Source organism: Streptomyces antarcticus (genome assembly GCF_026627255.1).
Classification (GTDB): domain Bacteria; phylum Actinomycetota; class Actinomycetes; order Streptomycetales; family Streptomycetaceae; genus Streptomyces; species Streptomyces antarcticus.
In genome coordinates this window covers 1-26,093 of sequence record NZ_JAPNLM010000026.1, presented here as the reverse complement: position 1 = coordinate 26,093, position 26,093 = coordinate 1, and the positions used below count along the sequence as shown (strand labels likewise).

Genomic DNA, 26,093 nt, shown 5'->3' with positions numbered 1-26,093 from the left:
AGGGCAGGAGCGAGTGCGACGGCACCCCCTAGCCCGCCCGTGCGAGGCTGGAAGGCGCCGCCGCGCACCGACCGCACACCCCTGGGGGAGCATCCATGAACGCCGCCGAAGGCGACCAGCAGCGCATCCTCGTCGTCGACGACGAGCCGGCCGTGCGCGAGGCCCTGCGCCGCAGTCTCGCCTTCGAGGGCTACGCCGTACAGACCGCGGTCGACGGGATCGACGCCCTCGACAAGGCGGCCTCGTACGCCCCCGACCTGATCGTGCTGGACATCCAGATGCCCCGGATGGACGGCCTGACCGCGGCCCGCCGGCTGCGCGCCGCCGGGGGCGTCACCCCGGTCCTGATGCTCACCGCCCGCGACACCGTCGGCGACCGCGTCACCGGACTCGACGCGGGCGCCGACGACTACCTCGTCAAGCCGTTCGAGCTCGACGAGCTGTTCGCCCGGGTCCGCGCCCTGCTGCGCCGCAGCTCGTACGCCGCCCCGCGGACCGGCGGCGGGGAGCACGAGGACGCGCTGGTCTTCGGCGACCTGCGCATGGACCTCGCCACCCGCGAGGTCACCCGGGCCGGGCGCCCGGTGGAGCTGACCCGTACCGAGTTCACGCTGCTGGAGATGTTCCTCGCGCACCCGCGCCAGGTCCTGACCCGGGAGCAGATCCTCAAGACCGTGTGGGGCTTCGACTTCGAGCCCAGCTCCAACTCCCTCGACGTGTACGTGATGTACCTGCGCCGCAAGACCGAGGCGGGCGGCGAGCCCCGCGTGGTGCACACGGTGCGCGGGGTGGGCTACGTCCTGCGGGCCGGCGAGAGCGGGCCCGAGTGAGCCCGGCGGCCAGGTTCCGCGGGCTGCCGCTGCGCTCCCGGCTGGCGCTGCTGGTCGCGGTCGCGGTGGCGGTCGCGGTGGCCGGGGTCGCCGCGGTGTCCTGGGTGATGGTGCGCACGCAGCTGCGGGACCAGCTGGACCGCTCGCTGATGGCGACCAACCCGAACCCCCAGGTGGGGCGCGTGCTGGACGGGGGGCGCTGTGTGACCCGCCCCGCCGACACGCAGCAGGACATCGCCGGGAACCTCAACGCCACGGTCCAGATCGTCACCGCCCAGGGCGGGCACTGCTGGGTGAGCGGGCCGGCGACCCTGCCCGTGACCGCCGTCGACAAGGAGATCGCGGCCGGCAAGCGGCGGGCCGCCCTGCAGGACGTGACGACCTCCGACGGCGTCGACATGCGCGTCTACACGACGCCCGCGCAGGTGGTGTCCGGCGGGCCCGTGTTCGGCATCTCCATCGCCAAGCCGCTCGCCGACATCGACAAGCCGCTGTCCACCCTGGCCTGGGTGCTGCTGTTCGTGTCCGGCGTCGGCGTGGTCGGCGCGGGCGCGGCCGGGCTGTGGGTGGCCCGTACGGGGCTGCGGCCGGTCGACGAGCTGACCGACGCCGTCGAGCACATCGCCCGGACCGAGGACCTGACCGTACGGATCCCCGACGACGGCGACGACGAGATCGCGCGGCTGTCGCGGTCCTTCAACTCCATGACGGCCGCGCTCGCCTCCTCCCAGACGCGCCAGGCCCGGCTGATCGCGGACGCCGGGCACGAGCTGCGCACCCCGCTCACCTCGCTCCGTACGAACATCGAGCTGCTGGCGCGCAGCGAGGACACCGGGCGGGCCATCCCGCCAGAGGACCGCAGGGAGCTGCTGGCCTCGGTGAAGGCGCAGATGACGGAGCTGGCCGCGCTGATCGGGGACCTCCAGGAGCTGTCGCGGCCGGACGCGGTCTCCCCCGGCCCCCTCGGGGTGGTGGCCCTGCACGAGGTCGCCGGGACCGCGCTGTCCCGGGCCCGGCTGCGCGGTCCGGAGCTGGACTTCAGCTCCGTCCTGGAGCCCTGGTACGTACGGGGCGAGGCGCCCGCGCTGGAGCGGGCGGTGGTCAACGTCCTGGACAACGCGGTGAAGTTCAGCCCGCCGGGCGGCAAGGTCGAGGTGACGCTGCGGGCGGGCGAGCTGACCGTACGGGACCACGGCCCGGGCATCCCGGCCGAGGACCTCCCGCACGTCTTCGAGCGGTTCTGGCGCTCCCCGTCGGCGCGCGCCCTGCCCGGCAGCGGGCTGGGCCTGTCGATCGTGGCCCGTACGGTGCAGCGCGCGGGCGGCACGGCGCGGCTGCGCGCGGCCCGGGACGGCGGCCCGGGCGCGGAGGCGGTGCTCCGCATCCCGGGCACGCCGGCCCCGCCGCCGTCAGTTGTGCCGGATCAGTGAGGCGACCAGGCCGCCCCGGGTGTTGGGGAAGTCCATCGGGACGATGCCGAGGCCCGTGCGGCCGGCCATCTCGCCGCCGTCGACGAAGCCGTGGACCTGGGGGTTCAGCCGGTCGGAGTTCCAGCGGGGCGGCATGTAGGCGGAGGTGCTGGCGTAGTTGACGAAGAGCTTGCCGGGCTGCTGGACGGCCCGGCGGAAGTGGTTCTCGATCTTGCCGCGCTTGGCGAAGGGCTCGGCGTTGTAGTCGTCCTGGATGTCGAAGACGTTGCCGTCGCCGTAGCGCAGGCCGGGCAGGCCGCCGTTGTCGGCGAGCAGGACGACCTTGCCGCGGGTCTGGCCGAGGGTGGGCAGGGTGTCGGCGATGCGGAAGAGCGGGCGCCAGCCCCGGTTGTCGAGGTAGTCGTCGAAGACCGCGCGGAAGGTCGCGTCGCTGTCGCCGGAGTACTCCTGCTTGACCCGCATGAGGACGGTCTCGGAGGGGTGGGCGGCGAGGAAGTTCCAGCAGGCCACCAGGACGTCGCCGAACATCAGGTCCTGGAAGAAGGACCCGTGGTGGATGGCGAACGACCCGCCGGTGACCCGGCAGCGCACGTCGAGGAAGCGGATGCCGGAGTCGAGCTGCTGGGCGATCGAGGTGTTCTGGCAGGCGACGTAGAGACCGCCCTTGCGGGCGCCGGAGTCGTGGGTGCCGGGGATGGTCATCCGCTGGAGCGCAGTCGCGTCGCCGAGGCCCGCCATCCAGTCCTGGGTGCCGAGCGCCCTGGCGGAGGCCGGTGCCGCCGCCCCCAGTCCGATCGCCGCGCCGGTCCCCGCCGCCAGTGCTCCGACCAGAAATGCCCGCCGGTCCAGTCCCATGTCCGCCCCTTCGCCGACCCAGTGATGGGCGGATTATGGCGTGGACACCTCAAGACTTCCACCCACCGGTAGTGCCGGATCCGGGCGCCGCACCGGGCCCGCCCCCCTCGTCCAGCAGCGCGGCCAGCCCGCGCAGCCCCGCCGCGAGCTCCCGGCCGGTCGGGGCCTGCTCCGGGTCGGTCAGGGTCTGCACCATCACCCCGGTCATCAGCGCGATCTGCACCGACCCCAGGCTCCGGGCGTCGGCCTCGGCCACCTCCGACTCCGGCACCCCCCGCAGCAGCGCGGCCACGTGCGGGCGGGCGGCGCGCTGGCCGGCGGCCAGCGCGGCGAGGAGCTCCGGCGAGGACTGCGCGTGCACGAAGGCCTCGACGTTGGCGATCCACAGCCAGCGCAGCTCGCCGAAGTTGCGCACCTTGCGGTCCCACATGTCGGCGAACCGCTCCTCGGCGCTCTCGCCCTCCCCGGCGAGCCCGCCGACGGCGTCGCTCCACTCGTCGATCGCCGCGAAGAGCGCCTGGTTCAGCAGCGCCTCGCGCGAGCCGAAGTGGTAGCCGATCGCCGCCATGCTCACCTGCGAGGCCGCGGCGATGTCGCGCACGGTCGTGCGCAGATAGCCCTTCTCCTCCAGGCAGCGGCGCGCTCCGGCCAGGAGGTCCTCGCGATTTCCCATGGCGGGATCGTAGCCGCGGGCCATTTTGGGCAAATGCGCTACACGGGTGTATTGCGCATGTGCCCAAGTCCTGTCAGGCTGGGGCCACCGAGAAACGGACAGAACGGGGAGACCGCATGCGCCACGACCTCACGATCGACGACCGCACCCTTTCCTACCTGGACTTCGGCGGGCCCGGCCGCCCGCTCCTGGCCCTGCACGGCGGCCTGTCCGAGGGCGCCCACTTCGCCGGCCTGGCCGCCGCCCTCGGCGACGACTGGCGGGTCATCGCCCCCGACCAGCGCGGCCACGGCGACTCCGACCGCGCGGACGCGTACGACCGCGCCGGATACGTCGCCGACGCCATCGCCCTGCTGGAGCACCTCGGCCTGACCGCCGCCCCGGTGGCCGTCCTCGGCTTCTCCCTCGGCGGGCTCAACGCCTACCGGCTGGCCGCCGACCGCCCCGACCTCGTCTCCGCGCTCGTCAACGTCGACGCCCCCGTGGAGATCCCGAGCCCCCTCGGCCACGGCTTCCTCGGCTTCCTGCCCGACCTCCCGTACACCGCGGCGACCCGCGAGGAACTCGTCACGGCCTGCGGCCCGCTCGGCGAGGGCGTCGCGCCCTTCCTGCGGCCCCTGCCCGACGGCTCCGGCTGGCGGCTGCCGTTCCACCCGCAGGACACCTTGGCGACCGTGGAACAGGGGTACGGATCCCACTGGGACACCTGGCTCGCGAGCGACTGCCCGGCCCTGCTCGTCCACGGCCTGCGCAGCACGGCCCTCCCCCAGGCCCAGGCGGACGCGATGGTCGCGCGGCGCCCTGGGACGGCGTACGTCGGCCTCGACACGGAGCACTACGTCCCGTTCCAGGACCCGGAGGGCTTCACCAAGGCGGTCCGTACGTTCCTGGCCGGCCTCTGAGCCCCTCCCCTGCGGGGAACGCCGAAGGGGCGGCGGGCCCGAACGGCCCACCGCCCCTTCGGGCGCGCGATCCGCGTGAGGGACGCGCCGGAGCGCGTCGAACCAGCGGTACGGGAGTGACTACTTGACGACCGTGATCCGGTTCGCCGCCGGCGGGGCGATCGGGGAGGCCGCGGAGGAGTTGTTCGTCAGGTAGGCGTTGAAGCAGTCCAGGTCGGACGCGCCCACCAGCTTGTTCTTGTGCTCCTTCAGGACGGTGAACCCGTCACCGCCGCCCGCGAGGAACTCGTTCATCGCGACGCGGTAGGTCTTGGCCGGGTCGATCGGCGCGCCGTTCAGCCGCACCGAGTCCACGACGATGCGGTCCGCACCGGCCTTCGTGGTGTCCAGGGTGTACGCGAAGCCCTTCGACACCTGGAGGATCTTCGGGCTCGGCCCGTTGACCGGACCGCTGACCTGCTGCTGGAGCGTGGTGATCAGCTGGGCGCCGGTCAGGTCCACGACGTTCATCATGTTCGTGAACGGCTGGACCGTGAAGGACTCGCCGTAGGTGACAACGCCGTCGCCCTCCTGGCCCGAGGCCTTGTAGGCGAGGTCCGAGCGGATGCCGCCCGGGTTCATGAGCGCCAGCTGCGCGCCGCCCTTGTCGGCCGGGGCCAGCGCCTCGAGCTGCGCGTCGGCGATCAGGTCGCCCAGCGGCTTCTCGAACTCCGGCGAGCCGCGGCCCGGGATGTCCGCCGCGATGAAGCCCTGCGGGCGGTTGGCGACCGGGGCCGCCAGCTCGTTCCAGCGCTGGATCAGCTCGGTCATGTCCGCGGCCTTGGGCTGCTCGCGGGTGACGACCTTGTTCACCGGCTTCGGCGAGGTGACCGGCGTACGGACGATGTCCTTGGTCTGCCGGTCATACGTCAGCGTGGTGTCCGTGTACAGGCGGCCGATGGAGGCGGCCGAGGTGACCGTACGCGGGTTGCCCGCCGGGTCGGGGATGTTGCAGGCGTACGCCTGGTGCGTGTGGCCGGTCACCAGCGCGTCGACCTTCGGGTCCACGTTCTTGGCGATGTCGACGATCGCACCGGAGATGCCGGCGCCCGCGCCCGGGGCGTCGCAGTCGTAGTTGTACGCGCCGTTCGCGGGCAGACCGCCCTCGTGGATCAGCGCGACGATCGACTTCACGCCCTGCTTGTTCAGCTCGGCGGCGTACTTGTTGATCGACTCGATCTCGTCGCCGAACTTCAGGCCCTTGACGCCCTCGGCGGTCACGATGTCCGGAGTGCCCTCCAGGGTGACGCCGATGAAGCCGATCTTCACGTCCCCCTTCTTCCAGACGAAGGTGGGCGACATCAGCGGACGCTTCGTCTTCTCGTCCGTCACGTTCGCGGCGAGGTACTTGAACTCGGCGCCCGTGAAGGTCTTGCCGTACTCGTAACAGCCCTCGACGGGGTGGCAGCCGCCGTACGCCATGCGGCGCAGCTCGGTCTTGCCCTCGTCGAACTCGTGGTTGCCGACGCCGGACACGTCCAGGTCGAGCTTGTTCAGCGCCTCGATGCTCGGCTCGTCGTGGAAGAGCCCGGACAGCATCGGGCTGCCGCCGATCATGTCACCGGCTGCGGCGGTGACGGAGTACTCGCGGCCCTTGCGGGCCTCGCGCAGGCTGGTCGCGAGGTACTCGACCCCGCCCGCGGGTATGGCTTTGGTGGTGCCGTCGGCCTGACGTTCGGTCACGTTGCCGGAGGAGCCCTGCGGAGGCTCCAGGGTGCCGTGGAAATCGTTGAACGAGAGCATCTGCACATCGACGGTCCGGCTCTTGGCCGCACCGCCACCACTCGCGGCACCGGCCGGCAGTGCGGCGGCGACCATCGCCCCGGCCCCGACCGCGACGGCGAGGGCGGTGACGGTCAACCGGCGGGAGCGGCGGAGCCGTTGTGGCGTCGCTGACATTTATTCCCCTTTGTGGACAGCGAGACAGCTTGGGAGGTCCGCCGCAGCCTATGGTCAACGCGCGTAGCGCGACAGGGGGGAACGGGTATCGAGGTGGTTACGCGCAGAAGACGGACCGCCGCCCGGGCCGCGCTCCACCGCCGGACCGCCGCGGTCGTAGGCTCGTGCCATGACTGACGCAGCAGCGGCCCTGGAGCCGGGACGGCAGATTGAGACCCTCGACGAACTGACGGAGGACCAGGCCGACGCCGTACTCGCCCTGATCGAGGACGCGGCACGCACCGACGGCACCCACGCCGTCTCCGAACAGGGCCGGCTCCAGCTGCGCGGCGGCCCGCGCGAGGGCATCCGGCACTTCCTGCTCACCGCGGACGGCCGGCTCGCGGGGTACGGGCAACTGGAGGACACCGACCCGGTCGAGGCCCCGGCCGCCGAACTCCTCGTCCACCCCGCGCTGCGCGGACGCGGGCACGGGCGGGCCCTGGGCTCGGCCCTGCTCGCCGGCTCCGGCAAGCGGCTGCGGGTGTGGGCGCACGGCGGCAAGTCCGCCGCCCGGCACCTCGCGCAGGTCCTCGGCCTGACCCTGTTCCGCGAGCTGCGCCAGCTGCGCCGCCCGCTCGGCGCGGACGCGGCCCCGCTGCCCGACCCGACGCTGCCGGCCGGGGTGACGGTGCGCGCCTTCGTCCCCGGCGCGGACGACGCGGCCTGGCTCGCGGCGAACGCGGCCGCCTTCGCCCACCACCCCGAGCAGGGCTCGCTGACGCAGCGCGACCTGAACGACCGGATGGCGCAGCCGTGGTTCGACCCGGAGGGGTTCTTCCTCGCGGAACGCGAAGGGAAGCTCGTCGGATTCCACTGGACGAAGGTCCACGCGGCGGACGGGCTCGGCGAGGTGTACGTGGTCGGCGTCCTCCCCGGCGCCCAGGGCGGCGGCCTCGGCAAGGCCCTCACGGCGATCGGCCTGCGCCACCTGGCGGCCCGGGGCCTGCCCACGGCGATGCTGTACGTGGACGCCGACAACCCGGCGGCCCTCGCCGTGTACGAGGGCCTCGGCTTCACCACCCACGAGGTGGACCTGATGTACCGCACCGAAAGCTGACCCCGCCCGGCCCGGGGCCCCGCCCACCGGAACCCGACCCCGGGCGGGACCCCGCGCCAAAATCAGCCCCGCCGGCGTTTGAGGCGCGGGGTCCGGGGCGGAGCCCCGGCAACGGCCCCGCATGGGACCCCGCAGCCCCGCACGGGCCCCGGCACGGCCCCCGTACCCCCCCAAGCCCCGCAAGGGACCCCGCACGGGACCCCGCCCACCCCCGCGGAAGCGACTCGTGCGCCAGCCGGACCCGGGAAGCCACACGCCATTCACCGGGCATTAAGACGCGCTTGCGACCCTCCCGGCATGCAGCCCCGACTCCGACTGACGGCCGACACGTCCGACGCGCCCGTCCTGCCGCGTGGGCGGAAGAATGGAGTCATGAGCCACCAGCCCAGCGCGGGCCCCGCCGAGGTCCCCGCCCAGCACCCCTCTCACACGCCCGCGCCCCCCGCGCCCCCCGCGTCCGTCACCGGCGCGCACGCGCGGATAGGTTCCATCTCCGCGCACCGCCCGAACGTCGACCTCGAACCCGATCTCGACGCGGACCTGGACGCCTACGACGACAAGGACGGCGGTGAGCTGCCACCGGGCCGCTTCCTCGACCGCGAGCGCAGCTGGCTGGCCTTCAACGAACGGGTGCTGGAGCTCGCCGAGGATCCGGCGACGCCCCTCCTGGAGCGCGCGAACTTCCTGGCGATCTTCGCGAGCAACCTCGACGAGTTCTTCATGGTCCGCGTCGCCGGCCTCAAACGGCGTATCGCGACCGGTGTCGCCACCCGTTCGGCCTCCGGCCTGCAGCCCCGCGAGGTGCTGGACCTGATCTGGACGCGCTCGCGCGAGCTCATGGCCCGCCACGCCGCCTGCTTCCAGCAGGACATCTCCCCGGCCCTGGCCGAGGAGGGCGTCCACCTCATCCGCTGGCCCGACCTCACCGAGAAGGAGCAGGCCCGCCTCTTCACGCTGTTCCGGAACCAGATCTTCCCGGTGCTGACCCCGCTGGCCGTGGACCCCGCGCACCCGTTCCCGTACATCTCCGGCCTGTCCCTGAACCTGGCCGTCGTCGTGCGCAACCCCGTCAGCGGCCACCGCCACTTCGCCCGGGTCAAGGTCCCGCCGCTCCTCTCCCGCTTCCTGGAGGCCTCCCCGCACCGCTACGTCCCGCTGGAGGACGTCATCGCCGCGCACCTGGAGGAGCTGTTCCCCGGCATGGAGGTGCTCGCGCACCACATGTTCCGCGTGACCCGCAACGAGGACCTGGAGGTCGAGGAGGACGACGCCGAGAACCTCCTCCAGGCCCTGGAGAAGGAGCTCATGCGGCGCCGCTTCGGGCCGCCCGTCCGCCTGGAGGTCGAGGAGTCCATCGACCCGGGCGTACTGGACCTCCTCGTGCAGGAGCTGAACGTCAACTCCTCCGAGGTCTACCCGCTGCCCGGCCCCCTCGACCTGACCGCCCTCTTCGGGATCGCCTCGCTGGACCGGCCGGAGCTGAAGTACCCGAAGTTCATCGCCGGCACCCACCGGGACCTCGCCGAGGTCGAGTCCGCGTCCGCTCCCGACATCTTCGCGGCGCTGCGCGAGCGGGACGTGCTGCTGCACCACCCGTACGACTCGTTCTCCACCTCGGTGCAGGCCTTCCTGGAGCAGGCCGCCGCCGACCCGGACGTCCTCGCGATCAAGCAGACGCTGTACCGCACCTCCGGCGACTCCCCGATCGTGGACGCCCTGATCGACGCCGCCGAGGCCGGCAAGCAGGTCCTCGTACTCGTCGAGATCAAGGCCCGCTTCGACGAGCGGGCCAACATCAAGTGGGCGCGCAAGCTGGAGGAGTCCGGCTGCCACGTCGTGTACGGGCTGGTCGGCCTCAAGACGCACTGCAAGCTGTCGCTCGTCGTCCGCCAGGAGGGCGACCAGCTGCGCCGCTACTCCCACGTCGGCACCGGCAACTACCACCCCAAGACCGCCCGGCTCTACGAGGACCTCGGCCTGCTCACCGCCGACCCGCAGGTCGGCGCGGACCTCTCCGACCTCTTCAACCGGCTCTCCGGCTACTCGCGCCGCGAGACCTACCGCCGGCTGATGGTCGCCCCGCGCTCGCTGCGCGACGGGCTGATCGCGCGGATCGACAAGGAGGCCGCCCACCACCGGGCCGGCCGCCCCGCGTACGTGCGCCTGAAGATGAACTCGATCGTCGACGAGGCCCTCATCGACTCGCTGTACCGGGCCGCCCAGGCGGGCGTCCCCGTCGACATCTGGGTCCGCGGCATCTGCGCGGTGCGGCCCGGAGTCCCGGGGCTCTCGGAGAACATCCGGGTCCGCTCGATCCTCGGCCGCTTCCTGGAGCACTCCCGGGTCTTCGCCTTTGGCAACGGCGGCGAGCCCGAGGTGTGGATCGGCAGCGCCGACATGATGCACCGCAACCTCGACCGCCGCATCGAGGCACTGGTCAGGGTCGCCGACCCGGCCCACCGCGCGGCACTGGACCGGATGCTGGAGACCGGCATGTCCGACACCACCTCCTCCTGGCACCTGGGCCCGGACGGCGAGTGGACCCGGCACAGCACGGACTCCGAGGGCCAGCCGCTGCGGCACGTACAGGAGATGCTCATTGACGCCCGGAGGCGCCGGCGTGGCTCAGCCAAACCATGACCCGATGGCGGGCGCGGGTGACGTGCTCGCCGCGTTCCTGCGCTCCCAGGCCACCGCCTTCCTGCGCGGACTGCGCCTGCACGACGAGAGCCCGGCGAGCGGCGCCGACTCCACCGGCCGCTTCGAGGCGGCGCGCGGCCTCCGGGGGGCCGCGCGCCGCATCAGCGGCTCCCTGGCCACCTTCCGGGTGGTGACCGAGTCCGCCTGGGCGGACGGGCTGCGCACCGAGCTGGTGTGGCTGTCCTCGACCCTGGCGCACGAGCACGCGTACGCCGCCCGGCTGGCCCGGCTGATGGACGCCCTGCACCGGCTGTCGGGCTCCCCGGAGGTCCCGGCCCCGCGCGGCGCCTCGGCCGGAGCGCTCACGGTCGGTTCCGCCCGCGCCGGCGCGCTCCTGGAGCGCCAGCTGACGCTCGCCCGTACGCGCGCCCACTCGGCGACCCTCCAGGCGCTCGGCTCCGCCCGCTTCCACGCCGTGGCGGACGCGGTGGCGGTGCTGGCCTCGGAGGTCCCGCTGAACCCCGTCGCGGCCCGGGGGCGGGTGGACGAGGTCCTGCTCCCGCTCGCGGCGGTGGCCGAAACCCGCCTGTCGGCGGCGGTCGCGGCGCTGCCCCCGGTCGACGGCGGGCACCCGTACGACGCGGACCACGACGGGCTGTGGCACGAGGTGCGCCGCCTGCTCCGGGTCCACCGGTACGCCCGCGAGGCGCTGGGCGAGGACGTGGCCCGGGCGGCGGCCGCGGGCGAGGCCCTGGACCGCCACCGCGACGCCGCCGAGGCCGCCGCCGCCTCGGCCACGGCGGCCCGTACCCCGCGCATAGCCCCGGCCACGGCGTACGCCCTGGGGGTGCTGCACGCGGACCAGCGCCACGCGGCCGAGGCGGCCCGCACCGCCTTCCGGCACGTCTGGCTGCCGGAGCCTGCGATCACACCGCCGAGGTAACGGACGGATAACGGATGCTTACGCCGGAGTGCGGCCCGGCCGGAACGCACCGGGTCGTCCGCCACGGTTCACCGTCCGTTCACTCGCACCGGTCGACCGCTTCACCTCTCCGGCCTAAATTCGGTGGTGCACGGTGAGAGCGCCCGCAGGTCAGGCGGTCCGGCCGGGCACACCGACGTAGCAGTCCTCTTCGCACGCCGCCCCGACGCAGAAAGCGGTCGGCGGCTTCTGGAAGGAACACCCGAAAGTGAAGCTTCAGCGCAAGAACCGGCTTCGTGCCTCCGCCCTCGGCGCGCTCGTCGTGTCCGGCGCCCTGGTCCTCACGGCGTGCGGCTCGGACGACAACACCAAGGACAGCGGCTCCGCCAGCGCCAAGCCGTCGGCCGCCGCCGCGGGTGACATCAAGTGTGACGGCGCCAAGGGCAAGCTCCTGGCCTCGGGCTCGTCCGCGCAGAAGAACGCGGTCGACCTGTGGGTGAAGAACTACATGGCCGCCTGCTCCGGCGTCGAGGTGAACTACAAGTCCTCCTCCTCCGGTGAGGGCATCGTCGCCTTCAACCAGGGCACCGTCGGTTTCGCCGGCTCCGACTCGGCGCTGAAGCCGGAGCAGGTCGAGGAGTCCAAGAAGATCTGCACCGGCGGCCAGGGCATCGACCTGCCGATGGTCGGCGGCCCGATCGCGATCGGCTTCAACGTCGCCGGCGTCGACAAGCTGACCCTCGACGCCCCGACGCTCGCCAACATCTTCAACGACAAGATCAAGAAGTGGGACGACGAGGCGATCAAGAAGCTGAACCCCGGCGTCACGCTTCCCGCCACCGCCATCCAGGCCTTCCACCGCTCCGAGGACTCCGGCACCACCGAGAACCTCGGCAAGTACCTCAAGGCCGCCGCCCCCGACGCCTGGACCTACGAGGCCTCGAAGAAGTGGCCGGCCCCCGGTGGCCAGGCCGCGTCCAACTCCTCCGGTGTCGCCTCGCAGGTCAAGTCCGTCGACGGCGCGATCGGCTACTTCGAGCTCTCCTACGCCAGCTCGCAGAGCATCAAGACGGTCGACGTGAACACCGGCGCCTCCGCCCCGGTCAAGGCCACCGGCGAGAACGCCTCCAAGGCCATCGCCGCCGCCAAGATCTCCGGCACGGGTTCCGACCTGGCGCTCAAGCTCGACTACGCCACCAAGGCCGAGGGCGCGTACCCGATCGTCCTGGTCACGTACGAGGTCGTCTGCGACAAGGGCAACAAGCCCGAGACCCTGTCCACGGTGAAGTCCTTCCTGAACTACACCGCCTCGGACGCGGGCCAGAAGGTCCTCACCGAGAACGGCTACGCGCCGATCCCCGCCGAGATCAACGCCAAGGTCCGCGAAATCATCGCCTCGCTCGCCTGATCAAGACCCCGAGGCCGGTCCGCTTCCCCCGTCCGGGACAGCGGACCGGCCCCGGGACCTTCCCCTCCACCCGGGGGAATCCGGTGCACCGCCGCCAGGGGGCCCAGCCCTCCCACAGACCGGAAAGACCATGGCTTCCACCACACCCACCCAGACAGACACGGCTCCGCCTGTCTCCAGGAGCGAGAGGTCCACCGGCCGCGCCGGTGACAAGATCTTCGCCGGCCTCTCCAAGGGCTCCGGCATCCTGCTCCTGGTGCTCATGGCGTCGATCGCCGCCTTCCTCACCTACCGCGCGGTCATCGCCCTGTCGAAGAACGAGGGCAACTTCCTCACCACCTTCGACTGGAACGCGTCGGCCAACCCGCCCGTCTTCGGCATCGCCGTCCTGCTCTTCGGCACCGTCGTCAGCTCGATCATCGCGATGGTCATCGCGGTTCCGATCGCCGTCGGCATCGCCCTGTTCATCTCGCACTACGCGCCGCGCAAGCTGGCCGCCCCCCTCGCCTACGTCGTCGACCTGCTGGCCGCCGTGCCGTCGATCGTCTACGGCATCTGGGGCGCCCTCTTCCTCGTCCCGCAGCTCGCGGGCCTGAACCTCTGGCTCGACCAGTACCTGGGCTGGACGTACGTCTTCGAGAAGACCCAGATCGGCGTGGCCCGCTCGCTCTTCACCGTCGGCATCCTGCTCGCGATCATGATCCTGCCGATCGTGACCAGCGTCAGCCGCGAGGTCTTCCTCCAGGTCCCGCGCATGAACGAGGAAGCCGCCCTGGCCCTCGGCGCGACCCGCTGGGAGGTCATCCGGATGTCGGTGCTGCCCTTCGGCCGCTCCGGCGTCATCTCCGCCTCGATGCTCGGCCTCGGCCGCGCGCTCGGCGAGACCATGGCCGTGGCGACCGTCCTCTCCCCGAGCTTCCTGATCTCGTTCCACGTCCTGAACCCGGGCGGCGGCACCTTCGCGCAGAACATCGCCGCGAAGTTCGACGAGGCCAACGAGTTCGGCCGCGACGCGCTGATCGCCTCCGGCCTGGTCCTCTTCCTGCTCACCCTGCTGGTCAACGGCGCGGCGCGCCTGATCATCGCCCGTCGCAAGGAATTCTCGGGGGCGAACGCCTGATGAGCCACGCACTGCAGGACCAGCGGCCCGTCCGGGCCCCGAAGTCCCCCGCCCCCGCCAGCCTCACCCGGGGCGGCCTGCCGCGCTGGGCCCCGACCGGCATCGCCGTCGTCTCGGTCGCCCTCGGCTGCGGCGCCGGCCTCGTCTTCGGCCTCCACAGCAAGATCCAGTGGGGCCTGCTCGCCGCCCTGCTGTTCGTCGCGATCACGTACACCGCCAGCGCGGTCGTCGAGAACCGCCGCCAGGCCAAGGACCGCGTCGCGACCTCCCTCGTGTGGGTCTGCTTCGTCCTCGCCGTCATCCCGCTGCTCTCCCTGATGTGGACCACCATCAGCCGCGGCGTCAAGGTGCTCGACGGAGACTTCCTCGGCCACTCCATGAACGGCGTGACCAGCTTCGAAGAGGGCGGCGGCGTCTACCACGCCCTCCTCGGCACCCTGGAACAGGTCGCCCTCGCGACGCTGATCGCCGCGCCGATCGGCCTGCTGACCGCCGTCTACCTGGTCGAGTACGGCCGGGGAGGACTCGCCAAGGCCGTCACCTTCTTCGTCGACGTCATGACGGGCATCCCCTCGATCGTCGCGGGCCTGTTCATCCTGACGACCTGGAACCTGATGCTCGGCTTCGGCCCCTCCGGCTTCGCCGGCGCGATGGCCCTGTCGATCCTGATGATGCCGGTCGTGGTGCGCTCCACCGAGGAGATGCTCAAGCTCGTCCCGAACGAGCTGCGCGAGGCCGCCCTCGCCCTCGGCGTACCGAAGTGGCGCATGATCCTCAAGGTCGTGCTCCCCACGGCCATCGGCGGCATCGCCACCGGTGTGATGCTGGCCGTCGCCCGCATCGCCGGCGAGACCGCGCCGATCATGCTGCTGGTCTTCGGCACGCAGCTCATCAACGGCAACCCCTTCGAAGGCGCCCAGTCCTCGCTCCCGCTGTACATCTGGGAGCAGTACAAGGTCGGCAGTGAAGCCTCCTACGACCGGGCATGGGCCGCGGCGCTCGTCCTGATCGCCTTCGTCATGATCCTCAATCTGGTGGCTCGCGGCATCGCCCGCTGGAAGGCCCCGAAGACCGGTCGCTGACGCGACTCTCCGAAAGCGAAGTGACCCCTCATGGCCAAGCGAATCGACGTCAGCGGACTGTCCGCCTTCTACGGCACCCACAAGGCCATCGACGACATCTCGATGACCGTGGAACCCCGCTCCGTGACCGCCTTCATCGGCCCCTCCGGCTGCGGCAAGTCCACCTTCCTGCGCACCCTCAACCGCATGCACGAGGTCACCCCCGGCGGCCGCGTGGAGGGCAAGGTCCTCCTGGACGACGAGAACCTGTACGGTGCCGGCGTCGACCCGGTCGCCGTCCGCCGCACGGTCGGCATGGTCTTCCAGCGCCCGAACCCCTTCCCCACCATGTCGATCTTCGACAACGTGGCGGCGGGCCTGCGCCTGAACGGCAGCTTCAAGAAGGCCGAGCTGGCCGACATCGTCGAGAAGTCCCTCAAGGGCGCCAACCTCTGGAACGAGGTCAAGGACCGCCTGAACAAGCCGGGCTCCGGCCTCTCCGGCGGTCAGCAGCAGCGCCTGTGCATCGCCCGTGCCATCGCGGTCGAGCCCCAGGTCCTGCTGATGGACGAGCCCTGCTCGGCCCTCGACCCGATATCCACCCTCGCCATCGAGGACCTGATCGGCGAGCTCAAGGAGCGCTTCACGATCGTCATCGTGACGCACAACATGCAGCAGGCGGCCCGCGTCTCGGACCGCACCGCCTTCTTCAACCTCTCGGCGGTCGGCCAGCCCGGGAAGCTCATCGAGCTCGACGACACCGACCGCATCTTCTCCAACCCGTCCGTGCAGGCGACCGAGGACTACATCTCGGGCCGCTTCGGCTAGACCGGGTTGGGCGTGAACGTCTTGCGGTGCTGCATGGCGGTGCCACCGCAAGGCGAAAGGAAAAGGGCCGGCTCCCCCTGGGTGGGGGGAGCCGGCCCACTTTCGTGGATCGGGCGCTCCGGCCGGGCGTCCTTGCGGACGTCCTAGACGTCCTAGACGTCCTAGGAGACGAAGGCCAGGTTCACGATCCAGAAGCTGACCGCGGCGACCAGGGCGGCCGCCGGCATGGTGATGAACCAGCCCAGGATGATGTTCTTCGCGACGCCCCAGCGGACCGCGTTGATCCGCTTGGTCGCGCCGACACCCATGATCGCCGAGGTGATCACGTGGGTCGTGGAGATCGGCGCGTGGAAGAGGAACGCCGAGCCGAACATGATCGAGGCGCCGGTGGTCTCCGCCGCGAAGCCCTGCGGCGGGTCCAGCTCGATGATCTTGCGGCCGAGGGTGCGCATGATGCGCCAGCCGCCGGCGTACGTACCCAGCGACAGCATCACGGCGCACGCGATCTTGACCCAGATCGGGATCTCGTCGCCGGCTCCCTGCACGTCGGCGATGACCAGGGCCATCATCACGATGCCCATGGTCTTCTGCGCGTCCTGGAGACCGTGGCCCAGCGCCATGCCGGCCGCGGAGACGGTCTGCGCGATACGGAAGCCGCGCTTGGCCTTGTGCGGGTTGGAGCGGCGGAACATCCACAGGATGGCCACCATCACCAGGTAGCCGACGACCAGGCCGACCACCGGTGAGACGAACATCGGGATGACGACCTTGTCGACCACACCGGACCAGATGACCTCCGTGCCGCCCGCGAGGGCCGCACCGACCATGCCGCCGAACAGCGCGTGCGAGGAGGACGAGGGAAGGCCGAAGTACCAGGTGATCAGGTTCCACACGATCGCGCCGACCAGGGCCGCGAACAGGATCCACATGCCCCGGTTCCCCTGGGGCGTCTCGATCAGGCCTTCGCTGACCGTCTTGGCGACCCCGCTGCCCATGAAGGCGCCGGCGAGGTTCATCACGGCGGCCATCGCGAGCGCGGCCCGCGGCGTCAGCGCCCGGGTCGAAACCGACGTGGCGATCGCGTTCGCGGAGTCGTGGAAACCGTTGGTGTACGTGAAACCGAGCGCGACACCGATGGTCACGATCAGGGCGAAGGTGTCCACGAGGTTCAGGACTCCTTGACCGCGATGGTCTCCACCGTGTTCGCAACGTGCTCGAACGCGTCGGCGGCCTCTTCGAGCACGTCGACGATCTGCTTGAGCTTCAGCACCTCCATGGCGTCGTACTTGCCGTTGAAGAGCTGGGCGAGCAGCTTGCGGTGGATCTGGTCGGCCTGGTTCTCGAGGCGGTTGACCTCGATCCAGTACTCGGTCAGGTTGTCCATCGTCCGCAGGTGCGGCATGGCCTCGGCGGTGAGCTCCGCCGCGCGCGCCAGTACCTCGATCTGCTGCTCGACGCCCTTGGGCAGTTCCTCCACGTTGTAGAGGACGACCAGGTCGACCGCCTCCTCCATGAAGTCCATGATGTCGTCGAGGCACGAGGCGAGGTTGTAGATGTCCTCGCGGTCGAACGGCGTGATGAAGGAGGAGTTCAGCTGGTGGAAGATCGCGTGGGTGGCATCGTCCCCCGCGTGCTCCGCAGCCCGCATCCGCTCCGCGATCTCGACCCGGGCGGATGAGTCCGCTCCGAGCAGTTCCATCAGGAGCTTCGAGCCCGTGACGATGTTGTCCGCGGATGCGGCGAACATGTCGTAGAAGCTCGTCTCCCTGGGGGTCAGACGAAATCGCACGTGAGGTCCTCGGGGTGCATTGGATTCGGTCAGGCTGATGCTAGGCGCATCCCCCGGCCACGGCTAACCGGCCGTTCCCCAGTGTCCTCCATCAGGCAGAGTGAGGACCACGGACCCCTGTTTCCACGGCGGAGGCCCGGTACGTTATACCCATGAGGGGTATGTGTCCCCTCAGGTCAGGACCACGGGAGGCAGGCATGACGACCATCGAGACGGCGGGCCCGGGAGCCGAATCCGGCACCACCGGATCCGCGACCGCCGCTCCCGCCGCCACGCCCCACGACGGCGGGGCCGTCCACGGCTACCACCACCAGAAGGACGAGCACCTCAAGCGCCTGCGCCGGATCGAGGGCCAGATCCGCGGCCTCCAGCGCCTCGTCGACGAGGACGTCTACTGCATCGACATACTCACCCAGGTCTCCGCGAGCACGAAGGCCCTGCAGTCCTTCGCGCTCCAGCTGCTGGAGGAGCACCTGCGCCACTGCGTCGCCGACGCGGCGGTCAAGGGCGGCGCGGAGATCGACGCCAAGGTCGAAGAGGCCACCAAGGCCATCGCCCGCCTCCTCCGCACCTGACCCACGCCGCACGAATCAAACGCCAAACCAGCCGGGACACCGCAAGCCTCGCCGGCCAAGGCAGGCACGGCAGGTCCCCCTGACCGAACGCCCCGAGGCCGAAGCGCTCCCAAGACAGACACGGCGCGTCCCCCCGACCGGACGTCATCCCAAGCCTGAGATTCCCAAGGCAGCCGGGGTCACATCCAGCCATCCAGCCTCGCGGCGCCCAAGGCAGGCACGGCGCGTCCCCCCGACCGGGCCTCGTCCCAAGCCTGAGATTCCCAAGGCAGCCCGGGGCACATCCAGCCTCGCCGGCGTTTGAGGCGCGGGGTCCGGGGCGGAGCCCCGGAGATGGACCGGGCGCAGCCCGGGGCCGCTCGCGCGACGGCGCCGCCCGGCGCGGGGAGAACGGGAAACGGGCCCCGGCCCGACCAGCCGACCGGCTAGAGCCCGACCCCCATCAGCACCTCATCGATGCGGTCCTGGCTCAACCGGTCCTCGACAGCGGCCGACGCCGCGATGATCAGCTCACCGCACAGCTCGATCTCGGCGAGCGCCACGTGGTCCTGCACCGTCTTACAGCCTGCGGGAGTCACGCATGTCACCTCGATCTTCCGCCATACGGACATCGGTCATCGGTCTCGCTCGCCGCCGCCGCTCGTCGCCCGGGTCTCACCTCTCACCCCGCCTCACGCCCACGCAGACACCCACAAACCCACAAACCCACCCACAGACGCACCCGCACCGCCCGGCGGTCCCCGACCGAACCCGCCGGCGGCCGCCCCCTCAGCCTAGGGAGGCCCCGCCTCCCCCCGCATGACACGGATGGACCATTTCCGGATATCCGTCATGGCCCGGTCGCACCGCCGCCACCCCGCCCGCCCGGCTACTCGGCGATCTTCCCGGCGTAAATGTCCCCGCTCGGGGGCAATACGACGGTCACCGGCGTCCCGAACCCGTCCAGGAGCGTCGTAGAGGAGACATCGATCACGCCATTGTTGACATAGGTGAACCGGTGGCGAACCTTCCGCAAGCGCCCCTCCGCGTCCAGATACGCGTCGAACGGCACCGCGTCCTTGCTGAACCCTTTCGCCGCCGCCTCCAGAGCCCCCCTCACGCCCTCCGACGCGCTCCGCGCCGCCCGCGCGATGTCCGTGGTCCCCCGGTAGTGCCGCACCCTGGTGCCCGCCACCTCGGTCTCCCCGACGTACGTGACCTCCCGCGCCCCCCGCAGCAGCTCCGCCGCCACCAGCGGATCGGTGGCCCCGCCGGTCACCAGATTCCCGTCGGCGAGGGTGGTCGTGTCGACCCGTACCCACTTGTCGGCGGGCACGCCCGCGCCCCGGTTCTTCATGTAGAGCGCGCCCGGCAGCAGCAGCTCGGTGATCGGCCGGTGCTCCGCCTTGCCCTTCACGTCGGCCGGGAGCATCACCAGCAGCTGGCCCATCCGGTTCTTGAAGTCGACCCCGCCCTCGCCGCGGATCGTGACCCGGGTGCCGCCGGTGGCCATCTCCATGGCCGTACGGGCCCGGGCGCTGCCCGTCCTCGTCAGCACGTCGGCGGCTCCGCGGACCACGGCCTCCGGGTCCGGGGGCGGCCCGTCGTCGCTGCCGCGGGCGGGACCCCCGCACCCGCCCATCGCCAAGACCGCCAGCGAGACGCCGGCGGCGAGCAACGTCTCACCCGCGCGACCGCGCCGCCGCCTGTGCTGGTGCACCACCATCGCCTGCCAACCCCCAACGCATGACCGCTTTTTTGCCCGAGGCCCCCACCCGTTCCGGTTAACGAGGTCCGGGGTTTCCCGTCACGGCCCGCTCGCGTCCCCGGCCCCTGCCCGCCGCGGGTACCGTGGAGGCGTGGAACCGCACACCGAAGCGACCCCGGTCCCTCCGCTTGCCTCCGTGCCCATCCCCCGGGCCCAGTCGGCGCCTTCGGCGGCCGCAGGGTCCCCGCAGCACCCCCGGTCGCCGGATCCGGCCGCCGGCCACACCGCCTCCACCACCGAACGCGGATCGTTCTGCCTGGCCGTCTGCACCTGTGGCTGGACCGGGCCCGCCCGGCGCTCCCGCGACCTGGCCCGCAAGGACGCCACCCGCCACACGACGCCGTAGGACGGGGCGGCGCCGGGCCGCGCGCCCCACCGCCCGCGGCCAGCCGGGCCGAACCGTATGCCCTTGACTCATGCCAGGTCCCGCAGCCCGCCTCGCGGCCCTCCTCTGGGCCCTGCTCATCGCCTCCGCGCCCGCCGCCACGGCCTGGGCCCGGCCCGTGGGCACGGCGGACGGCCCCGGCGACGTGGCCCTGGCGATCGGGCTCACCATCGCCGCTGCGGCCGCCACCGGGCTGTGGCTGCGCTCCCGCTACCGCTACCGCCGCGACGAGGACGCTTCCGGGGCGGGCGCAGAGGACGGCGACCCGTGACGCCCCGGCTGCGGCCCACGGCGGTGCGCGTGTGCTTCGGCGCGGCCGCGCTGTGCCTGCTGGCGGCCGGGCTGCTGACCGCGTGGGACACGTTCGCCCCCGCCTGATCCCGTACGGCCGCGTAACGCCTACCGCCTACCGCCTACCCCGTACCGCCCGGGCGGTACGGGGCCCTCAAGCGGCGAGGTCGCTCTCGTGCGTACGCTGCCCCGCGGGCGGAGTCTGGGCCTGCGTCAGGTCCACGGCGAGGGGCACCGCCCGCACCTTGGACCGTACGAGCCATCCGGCGCGCGCGGACCGGTTCACCGCACCCACCACCGGGGTCAGCAGCGCCAAGGCCGGCGGCGCGAGCACCAGGACGACGGCGGTGCCGAGCGCGAACCCGCCGATGACGTCGGTCGGGTAGTGGACGCCGGCGTACACGCGGCAGAAGCCCTCGACGAGGGCGAGCCCGATCCCGACGAGCCCGATCCTCCGGTTGGCCACGAACAGCCCGACGCCCAGGGCCATGGCGAGGGTGGCGTGGTCGCTGACGAAGGAGAAGTCCGTCCTGGCCAGCCCCGTCATCAGCCCCGTCCCGGGACCGGGGTCGAGGACTTGGAGCCCCTCGTGCTGCCGGAACGGCCGCGGCCGCCCGACGAATTCGCGCAGCGGGGCGTTCACGAGGAGCGCCAGCCCGGCGGCCAGCGGGGCCCACACGAGCGCGGCGAACGACTCGGCCGCCGCGGCCTCGTCCTGCCGGCGCGCGCCGCGCCAGCACCACAGGACCAAGAGCACCAGGGCCAGCGGGATCCCGTACTCCCCGGTCAGGCTCACGGCCCGGTCGCACCAGCCCGGGGCCTGCCGGGCCAGGGAGTTGATCTCGTACAGCAGGCTGACATCCACATTCGGCCCACCGGTCGTGAGTCCAGCCATGGCGATGCGGCCCCTTGCTGTTGCGGTGGGTTCCCCTGTGGGCGCGCCCCTGTGCGCACCCGTTCGCCCCCCGGTTGATCAGCCCCCGTGCCCATGGAACGCCCGTTCTGACGACTACGTTCCACTCTCCACCGAATGATCACCCCAACGTTATCGAAGAGTGACTCATCGTCGCAGCTCAGGGCCTGGACTTCACGGAGAGTTGCCGGGCGCCCCGCTCGCCGCGGCGCGCTCCGGAAGGGCCTGCGCACCGTCCTTCGTCACGCGCGTCGCACCGAAGTAGTCGGGGGTGTCGATCTTGTCGAACCGGATCACCGCCCCGGTGAACGGGGCGTTGATCATGTAGCCGCCGCCCACATAGAGCCCGACGTGCCGGATCTCCCGGGAATTCGTCAGATCATCGGAGAAGAACACCAGGTCCCCGGGGAGCAGTTCGGCCCGCGAGGGGTGCGGTCCGGCGTTGTACTGGTCGTTCGCCACGCGCGGCAGCTCGATCCCCACCGTCTCGTACGCGGCCTTCGTCAGCCCCGAACAGTCGAAGCGGCCGTTCTGGTCGGGCGTCCCGTTGCCACCCCACAGGTACGGCGTACCGAGCTGCTTCTGCGCGAAGTAGATGGCACCGGCGGCCTGTTGGGAGGGCGCGACCCGCCCGACGGGACGGGCGAAACTCTTGGCGAGGGTCGTGATCGTCTTCACGTAGCCCTGCGTCTCCCGGTACGGCGGCACCCCGCCGTACTTGATGACCGCGTACGCGCCCGCGTTGTAGGCGGCCAGCATGTTGGACGTCGCGTCACCCGGCACGCTCGCCACGTCCTTGGCGAGTTCGCAGTCGTACGAGGCCGCCGACGGGATCGCGTCGCTCGGGTCCCAGATGTCGCGGTCCCCGTCCCCGTCCCCGTCGATGCCGTGGCCCGCCCAGGTGCCCGGGATGAACTGCGCGATGCCGCGCGCGTCCGCCGGGCTCACGGCGCTCGGGTTCCAGCCGCTCTCGGAATAGAGCTGCGCGGCGAGGAGGGCCGGGTTGATGGCCGGGCAGAGGTTGCCCCACTTCTCCACCAGCGCCTGGTACTTGCCGGGCACGGCCCCCTTCACGAGCCCCACCGCACGGCCGCCCGCGCCGGAACCCGCGAGGCCGGCCGCGGCCGAATACGTCCCCACGACGAGCAGCACGACGAAGCTCAGACAGAGCCCCAGCCCGATCCCACTCGCCATCCAGAATCTGCGCACCCGTCAACCCTCCCCCATCGATGCCGCTTTCCGACGCGATTTGACCGTGTCGCCTATCGGACTAGCCCACTTGGAACCACGCCTCCCCCACACCCCGCCCACCCGACACGCCCCCCTCACCCGGCACACTCCGCTCGTCCGGCGTGCTCCACGCGGCCGGCGCCGACCGCCCGGCACTCACCGGGCCACGTTGAATCCCGTGCAGGAGATGCCCTCGTACGTCCCCGCCCCATCCTCGACGCGATAGAAGACCACCGTCCAGTCCCCCCGGTTCGCGGCGAGCGGAACCGCTCCCGGGAAGTCGTCCGGGTAGGTCAACTCCACGTAGTCACCGGGGTCCCGGCCGCCGTACAGGTCCACGGGAGCACTCAGGAACCCCGTCGGGCCCCCGTCGGCGGACGGTTGGGCACTGGGCGGCCGCACGGCGACCCTGACCGGATACGACGCGGGCCGCGCACCCCCACCGGCCCCACCGGCCTTGCCGTCCGCGTTGGCCGCGTTGGCCACGTTGGCCGCCGGCTTGGGCCGCATCCGCACCTTGGCCGTGGCACTGGACACCCCGCTCCTGCGGGAGGTCTCGGTCTGCGTCTCGATCCCGCCCCGGGTGCCGTGCCCTCCGCGGGCCCCGTACAGTCCCCCGCGCCGTACTGCACCATGAGGGGGTCGGAGGACAGCTTCCAGCGCAAGTCGACGGCCTTCCGCCCGCTGCCGCCCTTGCCCTTGCCGGGCGTGGCACCGGCCACGGCGGGAGCACTCGCACTCGCTCCGGCCGTACTCGCTCCGGCCGCACTCGCTCCGGGCGCACTCGCTCCGGACGCACTCGCTCCGGACGGGGCCGTGCCGGACGGGCCTGTGCCGGTCGCGCCGGCCCCGGGGGCACCGGACCCCGGGGCACCGGTATCGGACGCCCGGGCGCCGTGCGCCCACTCGTCCGCCCGCCCTACAGCCCAGACCCCTCCGGCTCCCACCCCGACGAGCAGCACCGCCCCAACCGCCCGCCGCCCCAACCGCCCGCCGCGCCCACCGCCCGGGGGCCGGCCCGGCCCGTGGCGGCGCGGCGGCCCGCCCCCCGTACGCCTCCACTCCCCCGGCCGCACCCCCCGCGACCGCCACCCCGCCGCCCTCACGCTCCCGCTCCGACGCCCCGGCGGCCGCCTCGCGCGCCGCCGACACCCCGCCACCGCCCGCCTCACGCTCCAGCTCGGCGCCGTGTCGGCAGTCCCGCGCTCCCGCTCCGGCACTCCGGCGGCCACCCCTCGCGCCGCCGACACCCCGCCACCGCCCGCCTCACGCTCCAGCTCCGGCGCCGTGTCGGGCGTTCCCCGCCCCGGCTCCGAAGCCCGGACGAACACCCCGCGCTCGGGCGGCCACCTCATGTGCCGCCAACGCCCTGCCAGACTCGTGTGCCGCCGACGCCCGGACGGGCGTTCCGCGCTCCCGCGGCACTTCCCCGTACGCCGACGCCTCGGCCGTTGTCCCGGCGCCCGATTCGCGCCGGGCGCCCGGCTCCCGCGACACGGCCCCCGCCGCAACCCCGGCGGGCGCGCCCGGTCGTCCGCCACCCGTGTCCCGCGGCCCGTGGGGCGACCGCCCCGCGGCCCCGGGCGGCGGCGCGTCCTCCGGCCAGGCTCTGGTCGCCGCGCCGGCCGAAGCCCCCCGCCACCCGGACCCGCCGGACCCGGTCCCCGCCGGCACGGTCGTCCCGCCGCCCGGGAGCCCCGGCGGCACCGGCGGCACCGGCGGCACCGCCCAGGACCTGGTCACCCCGCCGGCCGGGGCGCCCGTACGTACGCCCCGATCCACCCGGGATCGGCCCGTCAGCGGCTCCATCTGCCCGAGCCTGCCATGCGTACGATCTCCCGTACCCGGCAAGGGTGTTGAGGGCTACCTCGGCGCGACGAACAGGCTCTGCGCGCTGCGCCCGATCGGGCCCTTCTCGTCGTGCAGCCGCGCGTCCGCGAGCCCGATCCCGGCCGCGTCCACACTCGTACGGGCCTCCACGCACGCCCACTCGCCCACCGGGTGCCGGTGCAGGTGGACCGTCAGGTCCCCGTTGACGAAGACGTACCGCGCGAAGTCCAGCTCCGCGCTGATGCCGTTGCCCGAGTCCGCGGCGACCAGCACCCGGTCCAGCGGCCTGGCGTCCTCCCCCGCGACGAGCGGCACCCGCATCCGCATCCAGCAGGTCCCCGGGCCGCGTGCGACGAACGCGCCCTCGGTGAACCGGGTCTCCATCGCCGAGTGGTAGCCCGTCTCCCACGGCACGGGGAAGAACGGTGTCACCGCCGCCTCCCCCGGCGGCGGCAGCTCCGGCCCCGGGACCACCGCCGGCACCGACTCCGGCGCCACCCTGATCCGCAGCGCCCGCGCCAGCATCACCGGCCGCGCCGCGCCCTCCGGGACGAGCGCCGCCTCCACCACCTCCGTGCTCCGGCCCGCCCGCAGCACGCTCGTGGTCACCTCCAGCGCACCGATCGGCACCGGCCGCAGGATCTCGTACGTGATCCTGGCGATCCGCATGTCCTCGCGGGCACCCGGCCGCTCCTCGACGGCGCGCCCCAGCAGCGCGGCGGGCGGCCCGGCGTGCTGCGCGCCCGGGTCCCACGGACCGCGCGTGTACTCCGCGGCCAGGAAGCGGCCCGCGTCGACCCGCTCGTAGAACCCCTCGGCGGCACTCATGCGATCAGCACTCATGCCGCGCACGCTACCGACAGGTAACTCCGGGCACCAGCCCCCGCACCCCGGCTCAGCGGGCGAACCCCAGGCCCACCCCCAGCCCCACCAGCACCGACCCGATCGCCCGGTTCAGCGCCTTCTGCGCCCTCAGCATCCGGTCGCGCAGCCGGGAGTCCGAGAAGAACAGCGCCACCGCCCCGAACCAGCCCAGGTGCGCCGCCGACATGAACAGCCCGTAGCCCGCCTGCTGCCACACAGGGGTATCCGGGCCGACGACCTGCGTGAACGTCGACACCACGAACAGCGTGGTCTTCGGGTTGAGCACGTTGGTCAGGAACCCCGACCACAGCGCCCCGGCCCGCGTCAGCCCCGGCTCCGACTCCAGATCGACGGTCAGCTCGGCAGGCGCCCGGAAGGTCCGGATCCCGATCCACACCAGATAGGCCGCGCCCGCCAGCTTGATCGCGGTGAACAGCGCGGTGGAGGAGGCGATCAGCAGACCGACACCGAGCATCGTGTACGAGACGTGCACCAGCACCCCGGCCGCCACCCCGGCGGCCGCGAACAGGCCCGTGGGCCGCCCGTAGAGACAGCTGTTGCGGACCACCATGGCGAAATCCGCCCCGGGACTGATCACCGCGAGCAGGGTGATGACGGCTACTGCGATCACTTCAGTCATGGAGGGATGCTCACCGTCCCCCCTCCGACGATCAACCCCGCCCGCCCCCTCCCCGGATACTTGCGCGATGACCTCACCAACCCGATCGACCCGGCCGCCCCCACCAACCCGCCCCCACCAATC

Annotated in this window: 25 protein-coding genes; 13 read left to right on the top strand and 12 right to left on the bottom strand. The window is 72.2% G+C overall.

What is annotated here, in order from left to right:
* Window positions 1-95 precede the first annotated feature (95 nt).
* Together OTB16_RS30575 and OTB16_RS30570 are read left to right on the top strand one after the other, a co-directional pair.
* Entirely contained in the window at window positions 96-830 is a 735-nt protein-coding gene (locus tag OTB16_RS30575; RefSeq protein ID WP_267724413.1) for a response regulator transcription factor, read from the top strand.
* The gene (locus tag OTB16_RS30570; protein ID WP_267724411.1) at window positions 827-2,260 is read left to right on the top strand and encodes a sensor histidine kinase; all 1,434 of its coding nucleotides are present in this window, start codon (window positions 827-829) and stop codon (window positions 2,258-2,260) included. Before OTB16_RS30575 ends, OTB16_RS30570 begins: the two co-directional genes overlap by 4 nt.
* Here the strand turns inward: OTB16_RS30570 and OTB16_RS30565 are convergent.
* Together OTB16_RS30565 and OTB16_RS30560 are read right to left on the bottom strand one after the other, a co-directional pair.
* Complete coding sequence (locus tag OTB16_RS30565) at window positions 2,240-3,115, bottom strand: phosphatidylinositol-specific phospholipase C (protein WP_267724409.1); 876 nt, start codon at window positions 3,113-3,115, stop codon at window positions 2,240-2,242. The two genes, OTB16_RS30570 and OTB16_RS30565, sit on opposite strands and share 21 nt — an antisense overlap.
* 49 nt (window positions 3,116-3,164) lie before the next feature.
* Window positions 3,165-3,788 (bottom strand): TetR/AcrR family transcriptional regulator, encoded by a 624-nt coding sequence (locus OTB16_RS30560; RefSeq protein ID WP_267724407.1) that lies wholly within the window; start codon window positions 3,786-3,788, stop codon window positions 3,165-3,167.
* A gap of 116 nt (window positions 3,789-3,904) precedes the next feature.
* Between OTB16_RS30560 and OTB16_RS30555 the strand changes: the two genes are divergently transcribed.
* A complete protein-coding gene (locus tag OTB16_RS30555) occupies window positions 3,905-4,690 on the top strand; it encodes an alpha/beta fold hydrolase (RefSeq protein ID WP_267724405.1) in 786 nt (261 codons plus the stop codon).
* Between the two features lie 120 nt (window positions 4,691-4,810).
* Here the strand turns inward: OTB16_RS30555 and OTB16_RS30550 are convergent, their stop codons facing one another.
* Window positions 4,811-6,628: a bifunctional metallophosphatase/5'-nucleotidase gene (locus tag OTB16_RS30550; protein WP_267724403.1), complete on the bottom strand. Its 1,818-nt coding sequence runs from the start codon at window positions 6,626-6,628 to the stop codon at window positions 4,811-4,813.
* 169 nt (window positions 6,629-6,797) lie between these two features.
* Here OTB16_RS30550 and mshD point away from each other — a divergent pair, with 169 nt between their 5' ends.
* The 7 genes from mshD to pstB all read left to right on the top strand — a co-directional run bounded on the left by mshD (window position 6,798) and on the right by pstB (window position 15,706).
* Entirely contained in the window at window positions 6,798-7,727 is a 930-nt protein-coding gene (gene mshD / locus OTB16_RS30545) for a mycothiol synthase (RefSeq protein WP_267724401.1), read from the top strand.
* 372 nt (window positions 7,728-8,099) lie between these two features.
* Window positions 8,100-10,367, top strand: coding sequence for an RNA degradosome polyphosphate kinase (locus tag OTB16_RS30540; RefSeq protein WP_267724399.1), 2,268 nt, complete (start codon window positions 8,100-8,102; stop codon window positions 10,365-10,367).
* Window positions 10,348-11,310: a CHAD domain-containing protein gene (locus tag OTB16_RS30535; protein WP_420717832.1), complete on the top strand. Its 963-nt coding sequence runs from the start codon at window positions 10,348-10,350 to the stop codon at window positions 11,308-11,310. The genes OTB16_RS30540 and OTB16_RS30535 overlap by 20 nt, the downstream gene beginning before the upstream one ends.
* 247 nt (window positions 11,311-11,557) lie before the next feature.
* On the top strand, window positions 11,558-12,697 hold the full coding sequence (gene pstS / locus OTB16_RS30530; RefSeq protein WP_267724395.1) for a phosphate ABC transporter substrate-binding protein PstS: 1,140 nt from the start codon (window positions 11,558-11,560) through the stop codon (window positions 12,695-12,697).
* Window positions 12,698-12,827: 130 nt separating this feature from the next.
* Complete coding sequence (pstC, locus tag OTB16_RS30525; RefSeq protein WP_267724393.1) at window positions 12,828-13,817, top strand: phosphate ABC transporter permease subunit PstC; 990 nt, start codon at window positions 12,828-12,830, stop codon at window positions 13,815-13,817.
* The gene (pstA, locus tag OTB16_RS30520) at window positions 13,817-14,899 is read left to right on the top strand and encodes a phosphate ABC transporter permease PstA (protein WP_267724391.1); all 1,083 of its coding nucleotides are present in this window, start codon (window positions 13,817-13,819) and stop codon (window positions 14,897-14,899) included. Before pstC ends, pstA begins: the two co-directional genes overlap by 1 nt.
* A gap of 30 nt (window positions 14,900-14,929) precedes the next feature.
* The gene (pstB, locus tag OTB16_RS30515; protein WP_267724389.1) at window positions 14,930-15,706 is read left to right on the top strand and encodes a phosphate ABC transporter ATP-binding protein PstB; all 777 of its coding nucleotides are present in this window, start codon (window positions 14,930-14,932) and stop codon (window positions 15,704-15,706) included.
* Between the two features lie 161 nt (window positions 15,707-15,867).
* On the opposite strand, the gene OTB16_RS30510 is transcribed toward pstB, so the two are convergent.
* The gene (locus OTB16_RS30510) at window positions 15,868-16,869 is read right to left on the bottom strand and encodes an inorganic phosphate transporter (RefSeq protein WP_267724387.1); all 1,002 of its coding nucleotides are present in this window, start codon (window positions 16,867-16,869) and stop codon (window positions 15,868-15,870) included.
* A gap of 5 nt (window positions 16,870-16,874) precedes the next feature.
* The gene (locus OTB16_RS30505; protein WP_267724386.1) at window positions 16,875-17,495 is read right to left on the bottom strand and encodes a DUF47 domain-containing protein; all 621 of its coding nucleotides are present in this window, start codon (window positions 17,493-17,495) and stop codon (window positions 16,875-16,877) included.
* Window positions 17,496-17,692: 197 nt separating this feature from the next.
* On the opposite strand from OTB16_RS30505, the gene OTB16_RS30500 reads away from it, so the two are divergent.
* Window positions 17,693-18,070 carry a metal-sensitive transcriptional regulator gene (locus tag OTB16_RS30500; RefSeq protein ID WP_267724383.1) on the top strand — a complete coding sequence of 126 codons (378 nt, stop codon included), beginning with the start codon at window positions 17,693-17,695 and terminating at the stop codon, window positions 18,068-18,070.
* Between the two features lie 425 nt (window positions 18,071-18,495).
* Here OTB16_RS30500 and OTB16_RS30495 read toward each other — a convergent pair whose 3' ends face one another.
* Window positions 18,496-18,681: a hypothetical protein gene (locus tag OTB16_RS30495; protein WP_267724381.1), complete on the bottom strand. Its 186-nt coding sequence runs from the start codon at window positions 18,679-18,681 to the stop codon at window positions 18,496-18,498.
* 257 nt (window positions 18,682-18,938) lie between these two features.
* Window positions 18,939-19,775 carry an SCO4651 family lipoprotein gene (locus tag OTB16_RS30490; protein WP_267724379.1) on the bottom strand — a complete coding sequence of 279 codons (837 nt, stop codon included), beginning with the start codon at window positions 19,773-19,775 and terminating at the stop codon, window positions 18,939-18,941.
* Between the two features lie 133 nt (window positions 19,776-19,908).
* Between OTB16_RS30490 and OTB16_RS30485 the strand changes: the two genes are divergently transcribed.
* On the top strand, window positions 19,909-20,163 hold the full coding sequence (locus OTB16_RS30485) for a hypothetical protein (protein WP_267724378.1): 255 nt from the start codon (window positions 19,909-19,911) through the stop codon (window positions 20,161-20,163).
* A 70-nt stretch (window positions 20,164-20,233) separates the two neighbouring features.
* Window positions 20,234-20,473, top strand: a complete 240-nt coding sequence (locus tag OTB16_RS30480; RefSeq protein ID WP_267724376.1) for a hypothetical protein — start codon at window positions 20,234-20,236, stop codon at window positions 20,471-20,473.
* Window positions 20,474-20,647: 174 nt separating this feature from the next.
* Here the strand turns inward: OTB16_RS30480 and OTB16_RS30475 are convergent, their stop codons facing one another.
* From OTB16_RS30475 to OTB16_RS30455, 5 genes are all read right to left on the bottom strand, one after another.
* Window positions 20,648-21,388: a phosphatase PAP2 family protein gene (locus OTB16_RS30475; RefSeq protein ID WP_267724375.1), complete on the bottom strand. Its 741-nt coding sequence runs from the start codon at window positions 21,386-21,388 to the stop codon at window positions 20,648-20,650.
* Between the two features lie 192 nt (window positions 21,389-21,580).
* Window positions 21,581-22,600 (bottom strand): C40 family peptidase, encoded by a 1,020-nt coding sequence (locus tag OTB16_RS30470; RefSeq protein ID WP_267724584.1) that lies wholly within the window; start codon window positions 22,598-22,600, stop codon window positions 21,581-21,583.
* 192 nt (window positions 22,601-22,792) lie between these two features.
* Window positions 22,793-23,173 carry a hypothetical protein gene (locus OTB16_RS30465; RefSeq protein ID WP_267724372.1) on the bottom strand — a complete coding sequence of 127 codons (381 nt, stop codon included), beginning with the start codon at window positions 23,171-23,173 and terminating at the stop codon, window positions 22,793-22,795.
* A 1,326-nt stretch (window positions 23,174-24,499) separates the two neighbouring features.
* On the bottom strand, window positions 24,500-25,309 hold the full coding sequence (locus OTB16_RS30460) for a thioesterase family protein (protein ID WP_267724370.1): 810 nt from the start codon (window positions 25,307-25,309) through the stop codon (window positions 24,500-24,502).
* Between the two features lie 52 nt (window positions 25,310-25,361).
* Window positions 25,362-25,970, bottom strand: a complete 609-nt coding sequence (locus OTB16_RS30455) for a LysE family translocator (RefSeq protein ID WP_267724368.1) — start codon at window positions 25,968-25,970, stop codon at window positions 25,362-25,364.
* Window positions 25,971-26,093 lie beyond the last annotated feature (123 nt).